This is a genomic window from Xanthomonas sp. SHU 199 (genome assembly GCF_000364665.1).
Lineage (GTDB): Bacteria > Pseudomonadota > Gammaproteobacteria > Xanthomonadales > Xanthomonadaceae > Xanthomonas_A > Xanthomonas_A sontii.
In genome coordinates, this window is sequence record NZ_AQOI01000282.1 from 1 (window position 1) to 15482 (window position 15482).

Genomic DNA, 15482 nt, shown 5'->3' on the forward strand with positions numbered 1-15482 from the left:
GCCGCGCGCCAGCGCAGCGTGGACTGCGGCACGCTGCGCTAGAATGCCGCGCCTGCCGGTGTCCGGCGCCGCGCCGTCGCGCGTGCCGAGGCCCGCGCCAGCAGGTAGACTGCCCCGGGCCCGCCCGCGGGCGTCGTCCACCTTGCCGCTTTAGCTCAGTCGGTAGAGCAACTGTCTTGTAAACAGTAGGTCATCCGTTCGATTCGGATAAGCGGCACCATCTTCGATCCGCCGGCATCCGCAGATGTCCGCGCTGCGCCATCAATCCGCTGAAACAGCGGGTTTTTGCTTTCTGTCGCGTGCCCTCACGAACATCCGGTCGAGCAGGGAGCAACTGCGCGTCACGCGAGCAGGGTGTGGCGTGGCGGATGGCAAGCACGCAGCAGCACACTCGCGAGGCAACAGCCGCTCAACCGAAGCGCGGTTGGATCGCCGCGTGTTGTCGCGAGCTGCGCTACGGGCTTCGCGGTAACATCAATGCCTGCGCGCGCGCGGAAAGCGGACAACCCTGCTGCTGCAAGAAGGCGATGACCTCTCTGGTGCGCCGGAGCAGCCCGGTGTTCGCGATGAAGGTCGTCTTCGCTCCCTGGAACGCCAGCACGACGTTCTCGGTTCCCCATGCCTTCCGATAGTCCACGCTGGCGATCTCGCGGTACGGACGGGTGCGCGTGCGCAGCACGCGGTACTCCACGTGGTCTGCGTGCAGGATCAGCATGGGGTTGAGGCTGTTGTGCGCCCACGCGAACCAGGGAAGGAACGTGAGCCCGGCGAACGCGGCCTCCAGGGTCACGATCAAGGGTTTTTCCAAGGCGATCTCCAGAAACGGCGGAGCAGCGTAGCCAGCCAGCGCCGCCGCCGTCCAACCGCGGGACTTGGGCAGGTGCAATGCAGGCTTGCTGCGAGCTTCCTCGCCGGAAGAGTTGACGATGCCGAGCCCTCTTTGGCGAGGGCGAGCGACGCAGAGCGCTCGATGCAGCCTTCAGCGATTGACTGCTCACGTCGATGCGCAAGCATTTGGCGTGTTGCCGCTGCAGCCGTGGACCACGGCTTCTCGCATCAGCCACAACCGCCGGCATCCACCTTGCGCCGCACGTCCATCATTCAACACAGCTGCAACCGCAGGCATGCCGCCTGCTGCGCCGCGGCGGGTCGTGACATGCCGGTCCCGCTAGACTGGGTCACTTTTTTGGCTGGAGCGTATGCGCATGAAGTCCTCCTTTCTGCCGGTGTCCCTCATCGGCGTGCCTACCGACATCGGGGCCGGCCATCGCGGTGCGCGCATGGGGCCGGAGGCACTGCGCATCGCCGGCCTGCACGAGGCGCTGGCCAATCGTGGCGTGGAGGTGCGCGACATCGGCAACATCGATGGCCCGCGCAATCCCTGGCAGGCCCCGGTCGACGGCTACCGTCACCTGGACGAGGTGGTGGCCTGGAACCGCGCGCTGATGGAGGCCAGCTACGCCGAGCTGCGCGCCGGGCGCATGCCGATCGTGCTCGGCGGCGACCATTGCCTGGGCATCGGTTCGATCACCGCGGTGGCGCGGTACTGCCGCGAGCAGGGCCGCAAGCTGCGGGTGCTGTGGCTGGACGCGCATTCGGACTTCAATACCAGCGAGGTCACGCCGTCGGGCAACGTGCACGGCATGCCGGTGGCCTGCCTGTGCGGGCTGGGCCCGCAGGCGCTGACCGAGCTCGGCGGCAGCGCGCCGGCGCTGCGCCCGGAGCAGGTGCGGCAGATCGGCATCCGCTCGGTCGACCCGGACGAGAAGCGGCTGATCAAGCAGCACCGCGTCGACGTGTACGACATGCGCTACATCGACGAGATGGGCATGAAGCGGACCATGGAGGCGGCGCTGGACGGGCTCGACGCCGACACCCATCTGCACGTCAGCTTCGACGTGGACTTCCTCGACCCCAGCATCGCCCCGGGTGTCGGCACCACCGTGCCTGGCGGCCCCAACTACCGCGAGGCGCAGTTGGTGATGGAGATGATCGCCGACAGCGGGCGCATGGCCTCGCTGGACATCGTGGAGCTGAATCCGGTGCTGGACCACCGCAACCTGACCGCGGAGCTGGCCGTGGACCTGGTGGAGAGCCTGTTCGGCAAATCGACCCTGATGCGGGACTGAGCGACGCTGGCTCACCCTGAATGGGTCGCCGGTTCATTCACGTGAAATCCACAGTCGTGACGGCAGATTCACCCCCAGACGGTAGCGCGGCGACGCCTATCGCCGCCCACCCCGACCACCTGCGATTGCCGAGGACGACCCGATGAAGCGACTGACCACCCTGTTGATGCTGACCCTGTTTTGCGCTGGTGTGCTGACCGGCTGCAACACCGTTGCAGGCGCCGGCAAGGACATGCAGAAGGCGGGCGAGAAGGTGGAAGACACCGCCAAGGATTGCAGCGCGGGCAAGTGCTGAGTTTCGCGCGGCCTGCGTGCCGCGTCCCATGACCAAGTAAGCAAGGAGTGAACCTATGAAGCGTACGTTTGCGTGGATGCTGCTGGCGATGTTCTCGGTGGGCCTGCTGGCCGGTTGCAACACCGTTGCCGGTGCCGGCAAGGACGTGCAGAAGGCAGGCGAGAAGGTCCAGGACGCCGCCAAGAACTGAGCCTCGTCTCGGTGACCAGAAACGGGTCGGCTTGCCGGCCCGTTTTTTTGCGCGGCTGCCGACCACGGTGTAACGGTTCACGATGCTCATGCATCGCTGACGCTGCGTTGATCGGTTCGCGACGCAGGCCGCGCAATGCTGCGCGGGCGGCGTACGGCGCCGCTTACACATCACGAGAGATGCCATGAACAAAGACATCATTGCCGGCAAGTGGACCCAGCTCAAGGGCAAGATCAAGGCGCAGTGGGGCGACCTCACCGACGACGACTTCGACGTTGCCGAAGGCAATACCCAGTACCTGGCCGGCAAGCTGCAGGAGCGCTACGGCTGGGCGCGCGATCGCGCCGAGAAGGAAGTGCACGCGTTCCGCGACAGCCTGGGCAAGGAATACCACGACTGAGGCGCACACCGCCGCAGCGTCGTCGACACGGGCCGCATTGCGGCCCGTGCTTTTTTGGGTGCGCGGGACGCTCAGCGCTCCGGCGGATCGGGCACGTAGTCGCCGGGAAATGCACTTGGCGCAACCGCAACGCGCCGCGGAAGTAGGTCGCGCGGCAGCACACCGCGTGCGACCAGCCGTGGGCGGCTGTCGTAGCGCAGCTCGGTCCGTTGCATCGGCACGTCGCTGGCGCGCTCGAACTCGGTGACACGCGAGGGCGACCACTCGCGCGCGCCGTGGCCGGTGCCCAGGCGCTGCTGCACGCGGGCAGCGGAAGTGCCTTCGCGTGCATACGCGCGTGCGTCCGCGGACGGTGCCGCCGCGAGGGGCGCGGCCGCACTGCGTTGCGGGGCGGCCGCTGCCGGTGCAGGCATTGCTTCCGGCGTCGGGACGCCGGGCGTTGCCGCGCGCGCTGCTGCGTTGGCAGCTCTCTCGGCATCGACGCCTGCGTCCCCCGGGACGGTATCGGGCCATGCCCGCGCTTCGTCGAACACCGCCATGCCGATCACGCCGACGTTGCGCGGACGTCCGGAGCGTGCCGCATAGCTGTCCTCCAGGTCGGTGAACACGAACTGCGCCACGTCCTCGGACGATTTGCGCCACCCGGCGATCTCGGCTTGTTGCCACGGCGCCAGCACATAGCCGCGCTGGTCGCTGGCCGCGGTCTGGCCACTGACCGCGTTGACGCCGTCCACCGACAGCACCACCAGCACCCGCGCGCCGGTCAGGTTGGTCAGGCGCAGCGCGTAGCGGTGGCCGGGCGTGGCGGCGATCCAGCGCTCGCCGCGCCAGGCATGCGCTGGCAGCGGATCGTCGCCGGCATCGCGATCGATCACCTGCAACTGCACCGCCGGCGCCGAGCTCGGTGGCGACGGCCATGGACGAAAGCCGCACAGCCCGCCGATGCACAGCAGCGCGAAGGCGAGCACGGCGAGGGAACGGGAACGGCGGGGCAGGGAAGGAGCAGGAACGTGCATCGCGGCGACTCCAGGACGGGGACGCCGGATTGAACGCACCACGCGCCGGAACGGGGTTGTCGCGCAGCGGGTAAACTCGCCGGGTTTCCCCCTGACCGTCCATTCCGCATGACCACCCGCGTTCTCACCGGCATCACCACCTCCGGCACGCCGCACCTTGGCAACTACGTCGGCGCCATCCGCCCCGCGCTGCAGGCCAGCCGGCGTCCCGGCATCGAGAGCTTCTTCTTCCTGGCCGATCTGCACAGCCTGATCAAGGCGCAGGACCCGGCGCGGACCCAGCGCTCGACCCTGGAGATCGCGGCGACCTGGCTGGCGGCGGGCCTGGATCCGGCGCAGGTGTGGTTCTACCGCCAGTCGGACGTGCCGGAGACCAACGAGCTGACCTGGTTCCTGACCTGCGTCGCCGGCAAGGGCATCCTCAACCGCGCGCATGCCTACAAGGCCGCGGTGGACAAGAACCGCGCCGACGGCGAGGACGACGATGCCGGGGTCACCGCCGGCCTGTTCATGTATCCGGTGCTGATGGCCGCCGACATCCTGCTGTTCAAGGCGCAGCAGGTGCCGGTGGGCCGCGACCAGATCCAGCACATCGAGATGGCGCGCGATTTCGCGCAGCGCTTCAATCACGTCTACGGCCGCGAGCACTTCGTGCTGCCCGATGCGCTGATCGACGAGCAGGTGGCGACGCTGCCCGGGCTGGACGGGCGCAAGATGAGCAAGAGCTACGACAACACCATTCCGCTGTTCGCCCCGCGCGAGGAGCTGAAGAAGCGGGTGTCCGCCATCGTCACCGATTCGCGCGCGCCCGGCGAGCCGAAGGAGACCGAGGGCTCTGCGCTGTTCCAGCTGTACCAGGCCTTCGCCAGCGCCGAGGAGACGGCCGCGTTCGCGCAGGCGTTCGCCGCCGGCATCGGCTGGGGCGAGGCCAAGCAGCAGCTGTTCGAGCGCATCGATGCCGAGATCGCGCCGATGCGCGTGCGCTACGAAGCGCTGATGGCGCGCCCGCAGGACATCGAGGCGATCCTGCGCGACAACGCGCAGCGCCTGCGCGAACGCTATGCGATCCCGTTCCTGGCCGAGCTGCGGCACGCGGTGGGCCTGCGCGATCTGTCGGCGCAGGCCGATGGCGCTACCGAAGCGGCGACGGCCAAGCAGGCGCTGCCGAGCTTCAAGCAGTACCGCGAGGCCGACGGCCAGTTCTACTTCAAGCTGCTCGATGGCGAGGGCGTGCTGCTGTTGCAGAGCGGCGGCTTCGCCTCGCCGCGCGATGCCGGGCAGACCATCACTGCGCTCAAGCAGGCCGCACAGGCCGACGCGCTGCAGGCGGCGCGGGTGACCCTGGAGGCACCGGCCGAGACGGTGCTGGCGGCGCTGGCGCGGCTGCGCGAGGCGGGCTGAGCGCTCGCGCGGCGGTCCGTCGTAGAAGCGGCTCCGACAGGGCGGCACTAGCCTTGTCGGAGGATCGCATTGTGGGAGGGACTTCAGTCCCGACGACGGAAGGTGTCAGGCGGCGTTCGGCTTCGCTTGTCGCGGCTGCATGACGGTCGACTCCTACAGACAAGAGACGCGTTCCATCGCGACATCCGAAGCGCGTGTGTTTGCCGGCCGCATGCAGTCGGGACTGAAGTCCCTCCCACAATGGGCTGTCGGGTCTCCGGCGTTTCCGTTATTCGTCCTCATCCGGCCCTTGCCGCCCGGCACTGGCAGTATCCTCCATACTGCCTAGAATGGAGCTTCGCCCAGCCACGCTTCTGCGCCATGCCACGCGATCCCAGCATCCATCTCGTCGATACCGGCTTCCAGCGCGCGCAGTTCGATGCCGCCTACCTGATCGTGGAGAACGGGCGCGGCGCCTTCGTCGACTGCGGCACCAGCCATGCCGTGCCGGTGCTGCTGGACGCCCTGGTGCAGGCCGGTCTGGCGCCGGCCGACGTGGACTGGCTGATCCTCACCCACGTGCACCTGGACCATGCCGGCGGTGCGGGTGCGCTGCTGCAGCACCTGCCGAACGCGCGTCTGCTGGTGCATCCGCGCGGTGCGCCGCACATGATCGATCCGGCGCGGCTGATCGCCGGCGCCACCGCGGTGTACGGCGAGGCGGAGATGGCGCGCAGCTACGGCAGCATCGTGCCGGTACCGGCGGAGCGCGTGGTGGTGGCCGAGGACAGCCATCGCCTGTCGCTGGCCGGGCGCGAGCTGTTGTGCATCGACACCCCCGGGCACGCCCGCCATCACCTGTGCGTGTGGGACGCACGCAGCCGCAGCTGGTTCAGTGGCGACACCTTCGGCCTGTCCTACCGCGAACTGGACAGCACGCGCGGTGCGTTCGCGATCCCGACCTCGTCGCCGGTGCAGTTCGAGCCGGAAGCGATGCAGGCCTCGATCCAGCGCATGCTCGGCTACGTGCCGCAGACGCTGTACCTCACCCACTACGGTCCGGTGGAGGGCGCCGAGACGCTGGCGGCGGAGCTGCTGGAGCAACTGGAGGCGATGGTGGCGATCGCGCGCGGCTGCGACGGCCGTTCCGACCGCCATCGCTGCCTGGTCGCGGCGCTGACCGCGCTGTATCTGGAGCGGGCGCGGCTGCATGGCTGTCCGCTGGACGATGCCGGCGTGGAGCGCGTGCTGCACATGGACATCGAACTCAATGCGCAGGGCCTGGCCTGCTGGCTGGATCGTCCCGCGCGCTGACGGCGGCCGGTTTCGCGCACGCGAATGCGTCGCCGTGCTGTCTCCGCACGACGCCATTCTCTACACTGTGCGGCCCGCTTGTTGCCAGGTCGTGACCGTGAACCCGATGCGCATGTTGCTGCTGTCCGCTTCCCTGTTCATGGGAGGTGCGGCACAGGCAGCCAACGATGCGCTGGCCGGCGATGCGGGCGGCGACGCCGATGCCTTGGAGCGGCATGCCTTGCCGGCGAACAGCGATCCGGCCGAGGCCTGTGGTCCGGCGATGCCGGGCTGAGCGACGCCGGTCGAGCGACATACGAGTGCCGTCACAGCACGGTGGCTGGGCAGTGCCAAGACCGTTGGCCAGCGACATGCGCGGTTGCGCTGAGGGTTCCGGGAGAAGGGATCTTCGCGGGTGGCGCAAGGCCACGCGTAGGAGCAGCTTCAGCCGCGACGGGGCGTGACCGGCAATGCCTGTCGCGGTTGAAGCCGCTCCTGCGAGAGAACAACGCGGTGTTCGGCAAGGCCGCGAAAAGCGCGCGCTAGAAGCGGCCTGAAGCCGTTTCTACCGTGCCAGGTGCGTGCGGGTGCCGCAGGCGACCATGCCGCACTGCTCAGGCAGTGGTGTCGATCAACCCGCCGACGATGCCCTGATTGAGCAGGTCGCCGGTGACCGTGCCGCTGAGCCTGGGATCGGACTGCAGCAGCGACGACAGCTGCGGGGTCAGGCCCTGGCTGCTGAAGACACCGGAGGCGTTGTACAGGCCCGGGGTCGACGGCGGCGCGGTGATGGTGCCGAGCAGGCCCTGGTCGTACGTCTGCGTGGCCTGGTCGAGGGTGGGATACGGCGCGGTGCCGGTCGAGGTTGACGAGCCGGCGGTCGAGGTTGACGAGCCGGCAGACGAGGCCGAGGCCGCATCGGTGGGGCCGGCGCTGACGATGCTGTTGAACAGCCCGGCCGCGTTGTAGGTCAGGCCCGTGTCGGCTGGGGTGGTTCCCGCGAGGCCGCCGAGGCTGAAGATCACCGAGGCCTCGCCGGACAATTCCACCGCCTGCTGCACCGCGGCCTGATCGGTGCTGGCCACGATCGGGTTGCCGGCTTGAGCCGAACCGCTGGAGGCGCTCGCTGCGGAAAAGCCATAGGGCGACGTGCCATAAGGCGTGACGGTGCCGAGCGGCGACAGTGCGGTATCGATGGCCATGGCAGTGCGCAGCGAGCAGGTGTGTGTGCGTACAGATACGCCCGTGCGGCTGAACCGTCTCTTAGGTTTTTCGGGGGCTGCGGAGCGCCGGAGCGGGCTGCAGTTGCGCTGTCATGGACGTCGGCTGATCGGTGGAAACTTCAGGGGTCAGAACTGCATGGAGCAGCACACTCCTCGCGCGAGGCCGATCTCGTTTCTTCGGCCAGAGCGCGGCGCGGGTCGGCCATGCGCAGTGGCGGCAGCTGACGCGACCTGGTTGAGATCCTTCATCTGCTGCGCGCTGCTGGTCTGGCTGTTGGCGCGCCCACGCGGACCTGCAGCGCCGCGGCCTGGTGATCACGGTGGAGCGCCGGGCGCCGCTGGCGGTGGCTGCGGTGCTGGTGTGGATGCCCGTGCGGCACCCGACGCATCGTCGCGCCAGCGGCTCATCACTGCCTCGTCGCGCCGACGCGACCTCGAGGCAGTCGGCGCTTTCAGCGCGATGGGCGGCGTGGCTTGGCGGGTTTGCAGGGATACCGTTTGGCCAGGGCTTGCACGACCAGGTCGCTGGCGCGCTCGTCCAGGCGCGCGTCGGGCAGCGCGCCGAGATCGGCGACCAGGGCCTGCACATCCGGTGGACCGGACTGGCCGGCCGGTCGGCACCATTGCGCGCCCTCGCTGCCGGCCGCGATGCCGAGCATGTAGGCGGCCGCCGTGCGCGAGGACACCATGACCCGCAGTTCCTGCGGTTGCTGCGGACCCAGGTCGTCTGCCAGCGAGCCGTCCAGCGGGGCTTCCAGCAACTGATGTCCGTTCAAGTCCCAGGGTCCGGCAGGCGGGCGTGCCGCGCTGTTGCTGCCCAGCGCCGCCAGCAGGGGCAGCGCGAGCCAGGTGCGGTGTGATGTCATCCACGACTCCTTTCTCGACGAGTGGTCTGCACGCCGCGGCGGTGCGGCACGCGCGGATGAAGCGGCTTGCGCACAGACCAGGTGCTCTAGAATAGCGCCCCTGCTGTCTCTGGCGCCGTCCGATGCCTTCTGCTCCTGTCGCCGCTGCGCCTGCGCGCGGCGGCTTCGTCGTTCTCGCCCTGTTCCTGGTCTATGTCGTCTGGGGCTCGACCTATCTGGCGATCCGCTTCGCACTGGAAGGCGGCGCGCCGCCGTTGAGCGTGGTCTCCGGCACGCGCTTCGTGATCGCCGGCAGCGTGCTGTACGCGGTGCTGCGCTGGCGCGGGGTGCCCGCGCCCACGCGCGCGCAGTGGCGGCCGCTGGCCATGCTCGGCGCGCTCATGCTGGTCTGCGGCAACGGCCTGGTGGTGCTGGCCGAGCGTCAGGTGTCCTCGGGGCTGGCGGCGGTGGCGGTGGCCTCGGTGCCGCTGTGGATGGCGCTGTTCGGCACGCTGCGCGGCCATCACGCCAGCCGCGGCGAATGGCTGGGGATCGTGGTCGGCTTCGCCGGCGTGGTTTGGCTCAACGCCGGCAGCAGTCTCAATGCCAGCCCGCTGGGCCTGGTGCTGCTGTTGATTGCGCCGGTCGGCTGGGCGTTCGGTTCGGTGTGGTCGCGCGGGCGCGACCTGCCGATGCCGTTCATGGCTGCCGCGGGGCAGATGCTGTGCGGCGGGGTGATGCTGGTGGCGATCGGCCCGCTCAGCGGCGAACGCCTGCATACCCTGCCAAGCGCACAGGGGATGCTGGCGGTGGCCTACCTGTGCGTGTTCGGCTCGATCGTCGCCTTCACCGCCTACGTGTGGCTGCTGCAGAACGTACGCCCGGCGCTGGCCGGCAGCTATGCCTACGTCAATCCGGTGATCGCGGTGGCGCTGGGCAGTTGGCTCGGCAGCGAACGCTTCAGCGCCAGCGATTTCGGTGCGATGGCGGTGATCCTGGCCGGCGTGGTGGTGATCACCGTGGCGAGGACCCGGCGATGACCGCGGTCGCCGCGCAGGAGGCCCGGCGCGGCCTGTGGATTACCGCGGCGACCTTCGCGCTGTGGGGCGTGGTGCCGGTGTACTGGCACCTGCTGCAGGCGGTGCCGTCGCCGCACATCATCGCCCACCGCATCGTCTGGAGCACGCTGCTGGTGGTGGCCTGGCTGGTGTACAGCGCACGCCTGCAATGGTGGCGGCGCATCGCCGCGCAGCCGCGCGCGCTGGCCACGCTGGCGCTGAGCAGCCTGGCGATCGCCTTCAACTGGGGCCTGTACATCTGGGCGGTCAATGCCGGCCATGTGATCGAGACCAGCCTGGGCTACTTCATCAATCCGCTGGTCAACGTGCTGCTCGGGGTGCTGGTGCTGCGCGAGCGGCTGCGTCCGCTGCAATGGCTGGCGGTGGCCTGCGCCGCGCTGGGCGTGGCCTGGCTGACCGTCGACGCCGGCACGTTGCCATGGATCGCGCTGGGCCTGGCCGGCTCGTTCGGGCTGTACGGCCTGCTGCGCAAGCTTGTGCAGGTGGATGCGGTGGCCGGGCTGGGGGTGGAGAGCCTGTACCTGTTCCTGCCGGCGCTGGGGTTCGTGCTGTGGGGCGAGGCCGGCCACGGCGGCGGCTTCGTCGGCGGCTGGGGCTGGCGCAACGACCTGCTGCTGGCATTCGGCGGCGTGGTGACCGCTGTGCCGCTGATCGGTTTCGCCTACGGCGTGCGACGTATCCCGCTGTCGCTGGTGGGGCTGCTGCAGTACATCGCACCGAGCCTGCAACTGCTGCTGGGCGTGTGGTTCTTCCGCGAGCCGTTCGACGCGGGCAAGGCGATCGGCTTTGCCGCCATTTGGATCGGCTTGCTGTTGTTCGCCGGCGAGAGCTTGTGGCGGCGAGCGGGGATTAGGGATTAGGGATTAGGGATTAGGGATTAGGGATTGGGGATTGGCAAGAGCAAGAGCCGCCGCGGAACCAGCAGGCCGACAGTACAGCCCGCTGTTACGAATCCCCAATCCCGACTCCCCGCTTTCCACAGCCGAATGGCTGGTCATCCCGGCTCACCCCCGGCTACCGCTCGCGGCCGGCCCACCGGTCAGCTGCAGCTCGGGGTCAGCACGCGGCGGCAGCGGCTGCGGGCAGCGGCCGCCGTGGCTCGGCGACTGCAGGTCGGCGAACCAGTCCTCCACGGTCGGCGCCAGCAGGTCCAGCCGCATCGGCAGGCTCAGGTGGTTCTCGCCGGGCATTTCCAGGTAGTGCGCGCGCGGGGCGTCCAGCGCCAGCAGGCGGCCGTGCGCCACCGGGATGTGCTGGTCGGCGCTGCCGTGCAGCAGCAGCACGCAGGCCGGTGCGGCGCGCGCGGCGGCGGTGACGTCGACCTGGTCCAGGTTCAGCGCCAGGCGCTGGTTGGCGTTGGCGATCACCGCGTCCAGGTTCTGCCCGCCGTAGCGCCAGCGCGCCAGGTCCATCGCCGCGCTGGCCATCCAGCCGCGCGGGCGGCTGGCGAGCATGTGCGGGATCATGTCGCGGATGCCGCGGCCGGCGTTGGCGAAGGATTCCATCGCGACCACGCCGTCGACCTGGTCGCCGAGCTTCTGCGCGGCGAACAGCGCGGTGGCCGCGCCGTAGGACACGCCGAACAGGTACACCGGGCCCTGCACCTCGCCGCTGGCGCGCAGGGCGCGGATCACCGCGACCACGTCGTCGGACTCGCGGGTGCCGTAGCCGGCCGGGCCGCCGCCGGAGCGGCCGTGGTTGCGCAGGTCGATGCTGATGCTGCGGTAGCCGGCCTGGGCCAGGTCCAGCGACCACGGCAGCAGCGAGTCGCCGTCCATCATCCAGCCGTGCAGCAGCACCACGGTGCCGCGCGGCGCCATGTGCGTGGTCGGCGCCGGGGTGGCGACGTCCATGGCGAAATCGGCATGCTCGTGGCCGCTGGCGTCGCGGCCGGCGTGCTCGTAGCGGTAGCGCATGTGGTAATCGCCCGGGTCGATGGCGCGCCAGAAGATCGGGATGCCGCCCGGCACCACCACGTGGCCGCTGCGGTTGGGCAGGGTCGCCAGCAGGCTCTGGATGCGCTCCTCGTCCATCAACGGCGACACGCCGCCCGGCGCGACCAGGCGGTCGCTGAGCGAGGTGGAGGAGCAGGCGCTCAGCCACAGGCTGGCGCAGAGGACGAGCAGCAGGCGCAGGCGCGAGGACATGGGCGTGGCGGCGTGGAACCAAATGGCCGCGCAGGCTAGCGCCTCGGCGGCGGCCGTTCTACCGCGTTTCGATGACGGAACGATGACGCGTCAGCCGCCATTGGGCCGGGCCGGGACAGCGGTCCCGGCCCGGCGCGTTCAGCCCTGGCGCTACAGCGCGCGCAGGGCGGTGGTGATCGGCAGCCGCGCCGCGCGCAGCGCCGGGAACAGGCCGCCGACCAGGCCGATGCCCAGCGCCCATTTCAGCCCGGTCCACAGCAGCGGCGGGGACACCTTGAACTGGAATACCACCTGGCTGAAGTTGCTGCCCAGGGTGGAGACGCTGTAGCCGTTGAAGATCGCCCAGGCGATCAGCCCGCCCAGCACGCCGCCGAGCAGCGCCAGCAGCATGGTCTCCAGCATCACCGCCACCACCACCGGCAGCCCGCGGAAGCCCAGCGCGCGCATGGTGGCGATCTCGCGGGCGCGGGTGGCGACCGCCGCGTACATGGTGTTGAGCGCGCCGAACACCGCGCCGATCGCCATGATGGTGCCGATGAAGGTGCCCAGGACCTCCAGCACCTTGCTGAGGTTGCCGCCCTGCTTGCGGTAGTACTCGCGGGTGGTGAACACGTCCAGCTTCAGCCGCGGGTCGGCGTCCATCGCCGCCTTGAACTGGCGGAAGCCGTCCTGGCCCTGGGTGCGCACGCTGATCGACTGGTAGGCGCTGCGGTTGTAGGTGGTGGCCAGGGTCTGGGTGTCGGTCCACAGCTCCGAGTCGTGCGCGTCGCCGCTGGCGAACACGCCGACCACGGTCCAGGCCTGGTTGCCCAGGGTCAGGGTCTGGCCGAGCTGCAGGCCGCGGAACTGCGATTGCGCGCCCTTGCCGACCACGATCTCGCGCAGGCCCGGCTTGAAGCGACGGCCCTGCAGGAGCTTGACCTTGTCGTGCACCGCCCAGCCCTGCTCGCCGACGCCGCGGAACTGCGCGTTGACGTCGGTGCCGTCGGACTTCGACTGCAGGTTCACCACCTGCGACAGTTCCGGCGAGACCAGCGGGCGGTTGTCGGCGCCGCGCGCCACGCCGGCCAGGCTGGCGATCAAGGGCACCTGGTCGCGGGTGATGACCGAGTTGGTCTCGGCCTGCGAGCCGCCGCGCAGGACGATGGCGGTGGTGTCGTCGCCGGTGCTGTCCAGGGTGGCCTGGAAACCCTGGCCCATCGCCAGCATCGCCACCAGCACGCCGACCACGCCGGCGATGCCGACCACGATCACCGAACTGGCGCCCCAGCGCTGCGGCAGGCTGGCGATGCCGATGCGCGCGGCGGCGAGCGACAGCCGGCCGCTGCGCGTGGCCAGCAGCAGCACGGCGAGCACCGCCACCAGCGCCAGCACCAGGAACCAGGGCAGGGCGATCCAGATTCCCAGGCCGAGCGCCAGCGCCGCGATCGCCAGGACATTCCATAACCATTGCATCTTCATTGCGTTGTTCCTCGGGTCTGCGTCGCCGTCCGTGGCATCGATGTGCTGGAGAGAAGGGGCGGGATCAGCGCCCGGCCAGGGCGTCGACGATCTTCAGCCGCTGCGCGCGCAGCGCCGGCAGCAGGCCGACCACCACGCCGATGACCAGCATCAGTGCCACGCCGATCAGCCAGGTCTGCGCCGGCACCGCGTGCACCGGCAGCGCGCCGCGGCTGGCGCTGGCCAGCACCGGGATCGCCGCCGCCGCCAGCGCCATGCCGAGCAGGCCGCCGAGCACGATCAGCAGCACCGACTCGACGATCACCAGGGTCAGCACCGTGCGGTCCTGGAAGCCCAGGGTCTTGAGCGTGGCCAGTTCCGGGATGCGTTCGCGCACCGCCTGCGCCATGGTGTTGCCGGTCAGCAGCACCAGGGTGAAGAACACCGCGCCCATGATCGAGGTGACGATCAGGCCGATGTCGGCGAACTGCTTGACGAAGGCCTGCTGGAACGCCGACTCGGTCTGCGACTTGGTCTCGTGGTCGGAGTTGGCCGAGAGCGCATCGATCGCCTGCGCCACGCGCGAGGCGTGCTCGGGGTTGTCCAGCCGCACCGTGTACCAGCTGACCCGGCCCTTGATGTAGTCGTTGCTCTCGTCGAAGTACTTCCAGTTCATCATCAACTGGTTCTCCGCCTGCACGTTGGCGCGGTCCTTGGCGCGGAAGATCGCCTTCAGTTCCAGCGGCCAGTCGTTGCTGCCGCCGCGCGGGAAGATGGTGGCCTGCAGCGGGATCACGTCGCCGACCTTCCAGCCGTTCTTCTTCGCCAGCGCCTCGCCCACCGCCGCACCGGTGCGGGTGTCGCGAAACGCCTTGAGCTGCTCCGGCGGCATCTCGTACTCGCTGTACACGTCGAAGAAGTTCGGCGCCACCGAGAAGTTGGGGAAGAAGTCCTTGGGATCCTTGTAGATGCCGCCGAACCACATCGCATAGGTCACGTCGCGTACGCCCGGCACGCTGCGGATCTGCGCTTCCAGGCGCACCGGCAGCGACTGGGTGATCGACAGACGCGAGGCCACGACCAGGCGGTTGACGCCTTCCACCGAGCCGCCGGCGGTGAACGCGACGCGCACCGAGTCGAGCAGGCCGAACAGCAGGAACGCGACGATCACCGAGAACAGGGTCAGCACTGTCCGCGTCTTGCTGCGGAACAGTTGCGCCCAGATCAACGAAAAATACTTCATGGCATCGCCTCGCTCAGTGCGCGGCCGGCGCGTCGGCCAGCTCGCCCTTGTCCAGGTGCACGGTGTGGGTGGCGTACTCGGCGGCCTTGGGGTCGTGGGTGACCATGACGATGGTCTTGCCGTGGCTGCGGTTGAGTTCCTGCAGCAGGCCCAGCACGTCCTCGGCCGAGCGCCGGTCGAGGTCGCCGGTGGGTTCGTCGCAGATCAGGAAGGTGGGGTCGGAGACGATGGCGCGGGCGATGGCCACGCGCTGCTGCTGTCCACCGGACAGTTCGCTGGGCTTGTGGTTGCGGCGCTCGGCCAGGCCGACCAGGGTCAGCGCGATCTCGGCATTGCGCTTGCGCTGGGCGGCGCTGAGCGAGGTCAGTAGCAGCGGCAGTTCGACGTTCTTCTGCGCGGTGAGCATCGGCATCAGGTTGTAGAACTGGAACACGAAGCCGACGTGGTGGCTGCGCCAGGTGGCGAGCTGGCCGCCGCTCATGCGGTCGATGCGCTGGCCTTCGATCTCGATCTCGCCGCCGCTGGGCGAATCCAGCCCGCCGATCAGGTTGAGCAGGGTGGTCTTGCCGGAGCCGGACGGTCCCATCAGGGCGACGAAGTCGCCACGGGCGATATCCAGGTCGATGCCGTGCAGGACCTGGACTTTCTCGGGGCCGCGCTGGTAGGTCTTGGTGACGTTGCGCAGGGTGACGAGGGTGGACATGGTGGTGTTCCTGGCGGTGGACGAGTGGAGGCGATGCGATCGCCGGTGGGCGAGGGGTTTACCGTTGCGGTTGCGGTTGCGGTTGCGGTTGCGGTTGCG

General features: G+C 69.3%; 17 protein-coding genes and 1 tRNA gene. 10 read left to right on the forward strand and 8 right to left on the reverse strand.

Translation table 11 applies throughout. The annotated features are described in order from the left end of the window. Positions 1 to 144 precede the first annotated feature (144 nt). Positions 145 to 220, forward strand: a tRNA-Thr gene (locus D183_RS0110445). Positions 221 to 454: 234 nt separating this feature from the next. On the opposite strand, the gene D183_RS0110450 is transcribed toward D183_RS0110445, so the two are convergent. After that, positions 455 to 886 carry a hypothetical protein gene (locus tag D183_RS0110450; RefSeq protein ID WP_017908939.1) on the reverse strand — a complete coding sequence of 144 codons (432 nt, stop codon included), beginning with the start codon at positions 884 to 886 and terminating at the stop codon, positions 455 to 457. Positions 887 to 1205: 319 nt separating this feature from the next. Between D183_RS0110450 and rocF the strand changes: the two genes are divergently transcribed. From rocF to D183_RS0110470, 4 genes are all read left to right on the forward strand, one after another. Further along, positions 1206 to 2129: an arginase gene (gene rocF / locus D183_RS0110455; protein ID WP_026144365.1), complete on the forward strand. Its 924-nt coding sequence runs from the start codon at positions 1206 to 1208 to the stop codon at positions 2127 to 2129. 142 nt (positions 2130 to 2271) lie between these two features. After that, positions 2272 to 2424, forward strand: a complete 153-nt coding sequence (locus D183_RS0110460; protein ID WP_017908941.1) for an entericidin A/B family lipoprotein — start codon at positions 2272 to 2274, stop codon at positions 2422 to 2424. Between the two features lie 55 nt (positions 2425 to 2479). After that, a complete protein-coding gene (locus D183_RS0110465; protein WP_026143575.1) occupies positions 2480 to 2614 on the forward strand; it encodes an entericidin A/B family lipoprotein in 135 nt (44 codons plus the stop codon). A 184-nt stretch (positions 2615 to 2798) separates the two neighbouring features. Beyond that, positions 2799 to 3014, forward strand: a complete 216-nt coding sequence (locus tag D183_RS0110470; protein WP_010341025.1) for a CsbD family protein — start codon at positions 2799 to 2801, stop codon at positions 3012 to 3014. A gap of 71 nt (positions 3015 to 3085) precedes the next feature. On the opposite strand, the gene D183_RS0110475 is transcribed toward D183_RS0110470, so the two are convergent. Continuing rightward, positions 3086 to 4030: a hypothetical protein gene (locus D183_RS0110475; protein WP_051067617.1), complete on the reverse strand. Its 945-nt coding sequence runs from the start codon at positions 4028 to 4030 to the stop codon at positions 3086 to 3088. A gap of 108 nt (positions 4031 to 4138) precedes the next feature. Between D183_RS0110475 and D183_RS0110480 the strand changes: the two genes are divergently transcribed. The 3 genes from D183_RS0110480 (at position 4139) to D183_RS28235 (ending at position 6998) form a co-directional block, all read left to right on the forward strand. Beyond that, the gene (locus D183_RS0110480; RefSeq protein ID WP_017908944.1) at positions 4139 to 5431 is read left to right on the forward strand and encodes a tryptophan--tRNA ligase; all 1293 of its coding nucleotides are present in this window, start codon (positions 4139 to 4141) and stop codon (positions 5429 to 5431) included. 360 nt (positions 5432 to 5791) lie between these two features. Then, positions 5792 to 6724 carry an MBL fold metallo-hydrolase gene (locus D183_RS0110485; protein ID WP_017908945.1) on the forward strand — a complete coding sequence of 311 codons (933 nt, stop codon included), beginning with the start codon at positions 5792 to 5794 and terminating at the stop codon, positions 6722 to 6724. Between the two features lie 34 nt (positions 6725 to 6758). After that, positions 6759 to 6998 carry a peptidase gene (locus tag D183_RS28235; RefSeq protein WP_394686960.1) on the forward strand — a complete coding sequence of 80 codons (240 nt, stop codon included), beginning with the start codon at positions 6759 to 6761 and terminating at the stop codon, positions 6996 to 6998. Positions 6999 to 7317: 319 nt separating this feature from the next. Here the strand turns inward: D183_RS28235 and D183_RS0110495 are convergent, their stop codons facing one another. Further along, on the reverse strand, positions 7318 to 7905 hold the full coding sequence (locus D183_RS0110495; protein WP_017908947.1) for a hypothetical protein: 588 nt from the start codon (positions 7903 to 7905) through the stop codon (positions 7318 to 7320). A gap of 473 nt (positions 7906 to 8378) precedes the next feature. Then, the gene (locus D183_RS0110500) at positions 8379 to 8792 is read right to left on the reverse strand and encodes a Rap1a/Tai family immunity protein (protein ID WP_017908948.1); all 414 of its coding nucleotides are present in this window, start codon (positions 8790 to 8792) and stop codon (positions 8379 to 8381) included. A gap of 122 nt (positions 8793 to 8914) precedes the next feature. Here D183_RS0110500 and yedA point away from each other — a divergent pair, with 122 nt between their 5' ends. Both yedA and rarD read left to right on the forward strand, forming a co-directional pair. After that, the gene (yedA, locus tag D183_RS0110505) at positions 8915 to 9811 is read left to right on the forward strand and encodes a drug/metabolite exporter YedA (RefSeq protein ID WP_017908949.1); all 897 of its coding nucleotides are present in this window, start codon (positions 8915 to 8917) and stop codon (positions 9809 to 9811) included. Beyond that, positions 9808 to 10710: an EamA family transporter RarD gene (gene rarD, locus D183_RS0110510; protein WP_017908950.1), complete on the forward strand. Its 903-nt coding sequence runs from the start codon at positions 9808 to 9810 to the stop codon at positions 10708 to 10710. The genes yedA and rarD overlap by 4 nt, the downstream gene beginning before the upstream one ends. A gap of 144 nt (positions 10711 to 10854) precedes the next feature. Here rarD and D183_RS0110515 read toward each other — a convergent pair whose 3' ends face one another. The 4 genes from D183_RS0110515 to D183_RS0110530 all read right to left on the reverse strand — a co-directional run bounded on the left by D183_RS0110515 (position 10855) and on the right by D183_RS0110530 (position 15383). Continuing rightward, positions 10855 to 11997, reverse strand: coding sequence for an alpha/beta fold hydrolase (locus D183_RS0110515; protein ID WP_017908951.1), 1143 nt, complete (start codon positions 11995 to 11997; stop codon positions 10855 to 10857). A gap of 150 nt (positions 11998 to 12147) precedes the next feature. After that, positions 12148 to 13458, reverse strand: coding sequence for an ABC transporter permease (locus D183_RS0110520; RefSeq protein WP_017908952.1), 1311 nt, complete (start codon positions 13456 to 13458; stop codon positions 12148 to 12150). 64 nt (positions 13459 to 13522) lie between these two features. Beyond that, positions 13523 to 14680: an ABC transporter permease gene (locus tag D183_RS0110525; protein ID WP_017908953.1), complete on the reverse strand. Its 1158-nt coding sequence runs from the start codon at positions 14678 to 14680 to the stop codon at positions 13523 to 13525. Positions 14681 to 14693: 13 nt separating this feature from the next. Beyond that, entirely contained in the window at positions 14694 to 15383 is a 690-nt protein-coding gene (locus D183_RS0110530; RefSeq protein WP_017908954.1) for an ABC transporter ATP-binding protein, read from the reverse strand. Positions 15384 to 15482: the final 99 nt, after the last annotated feature.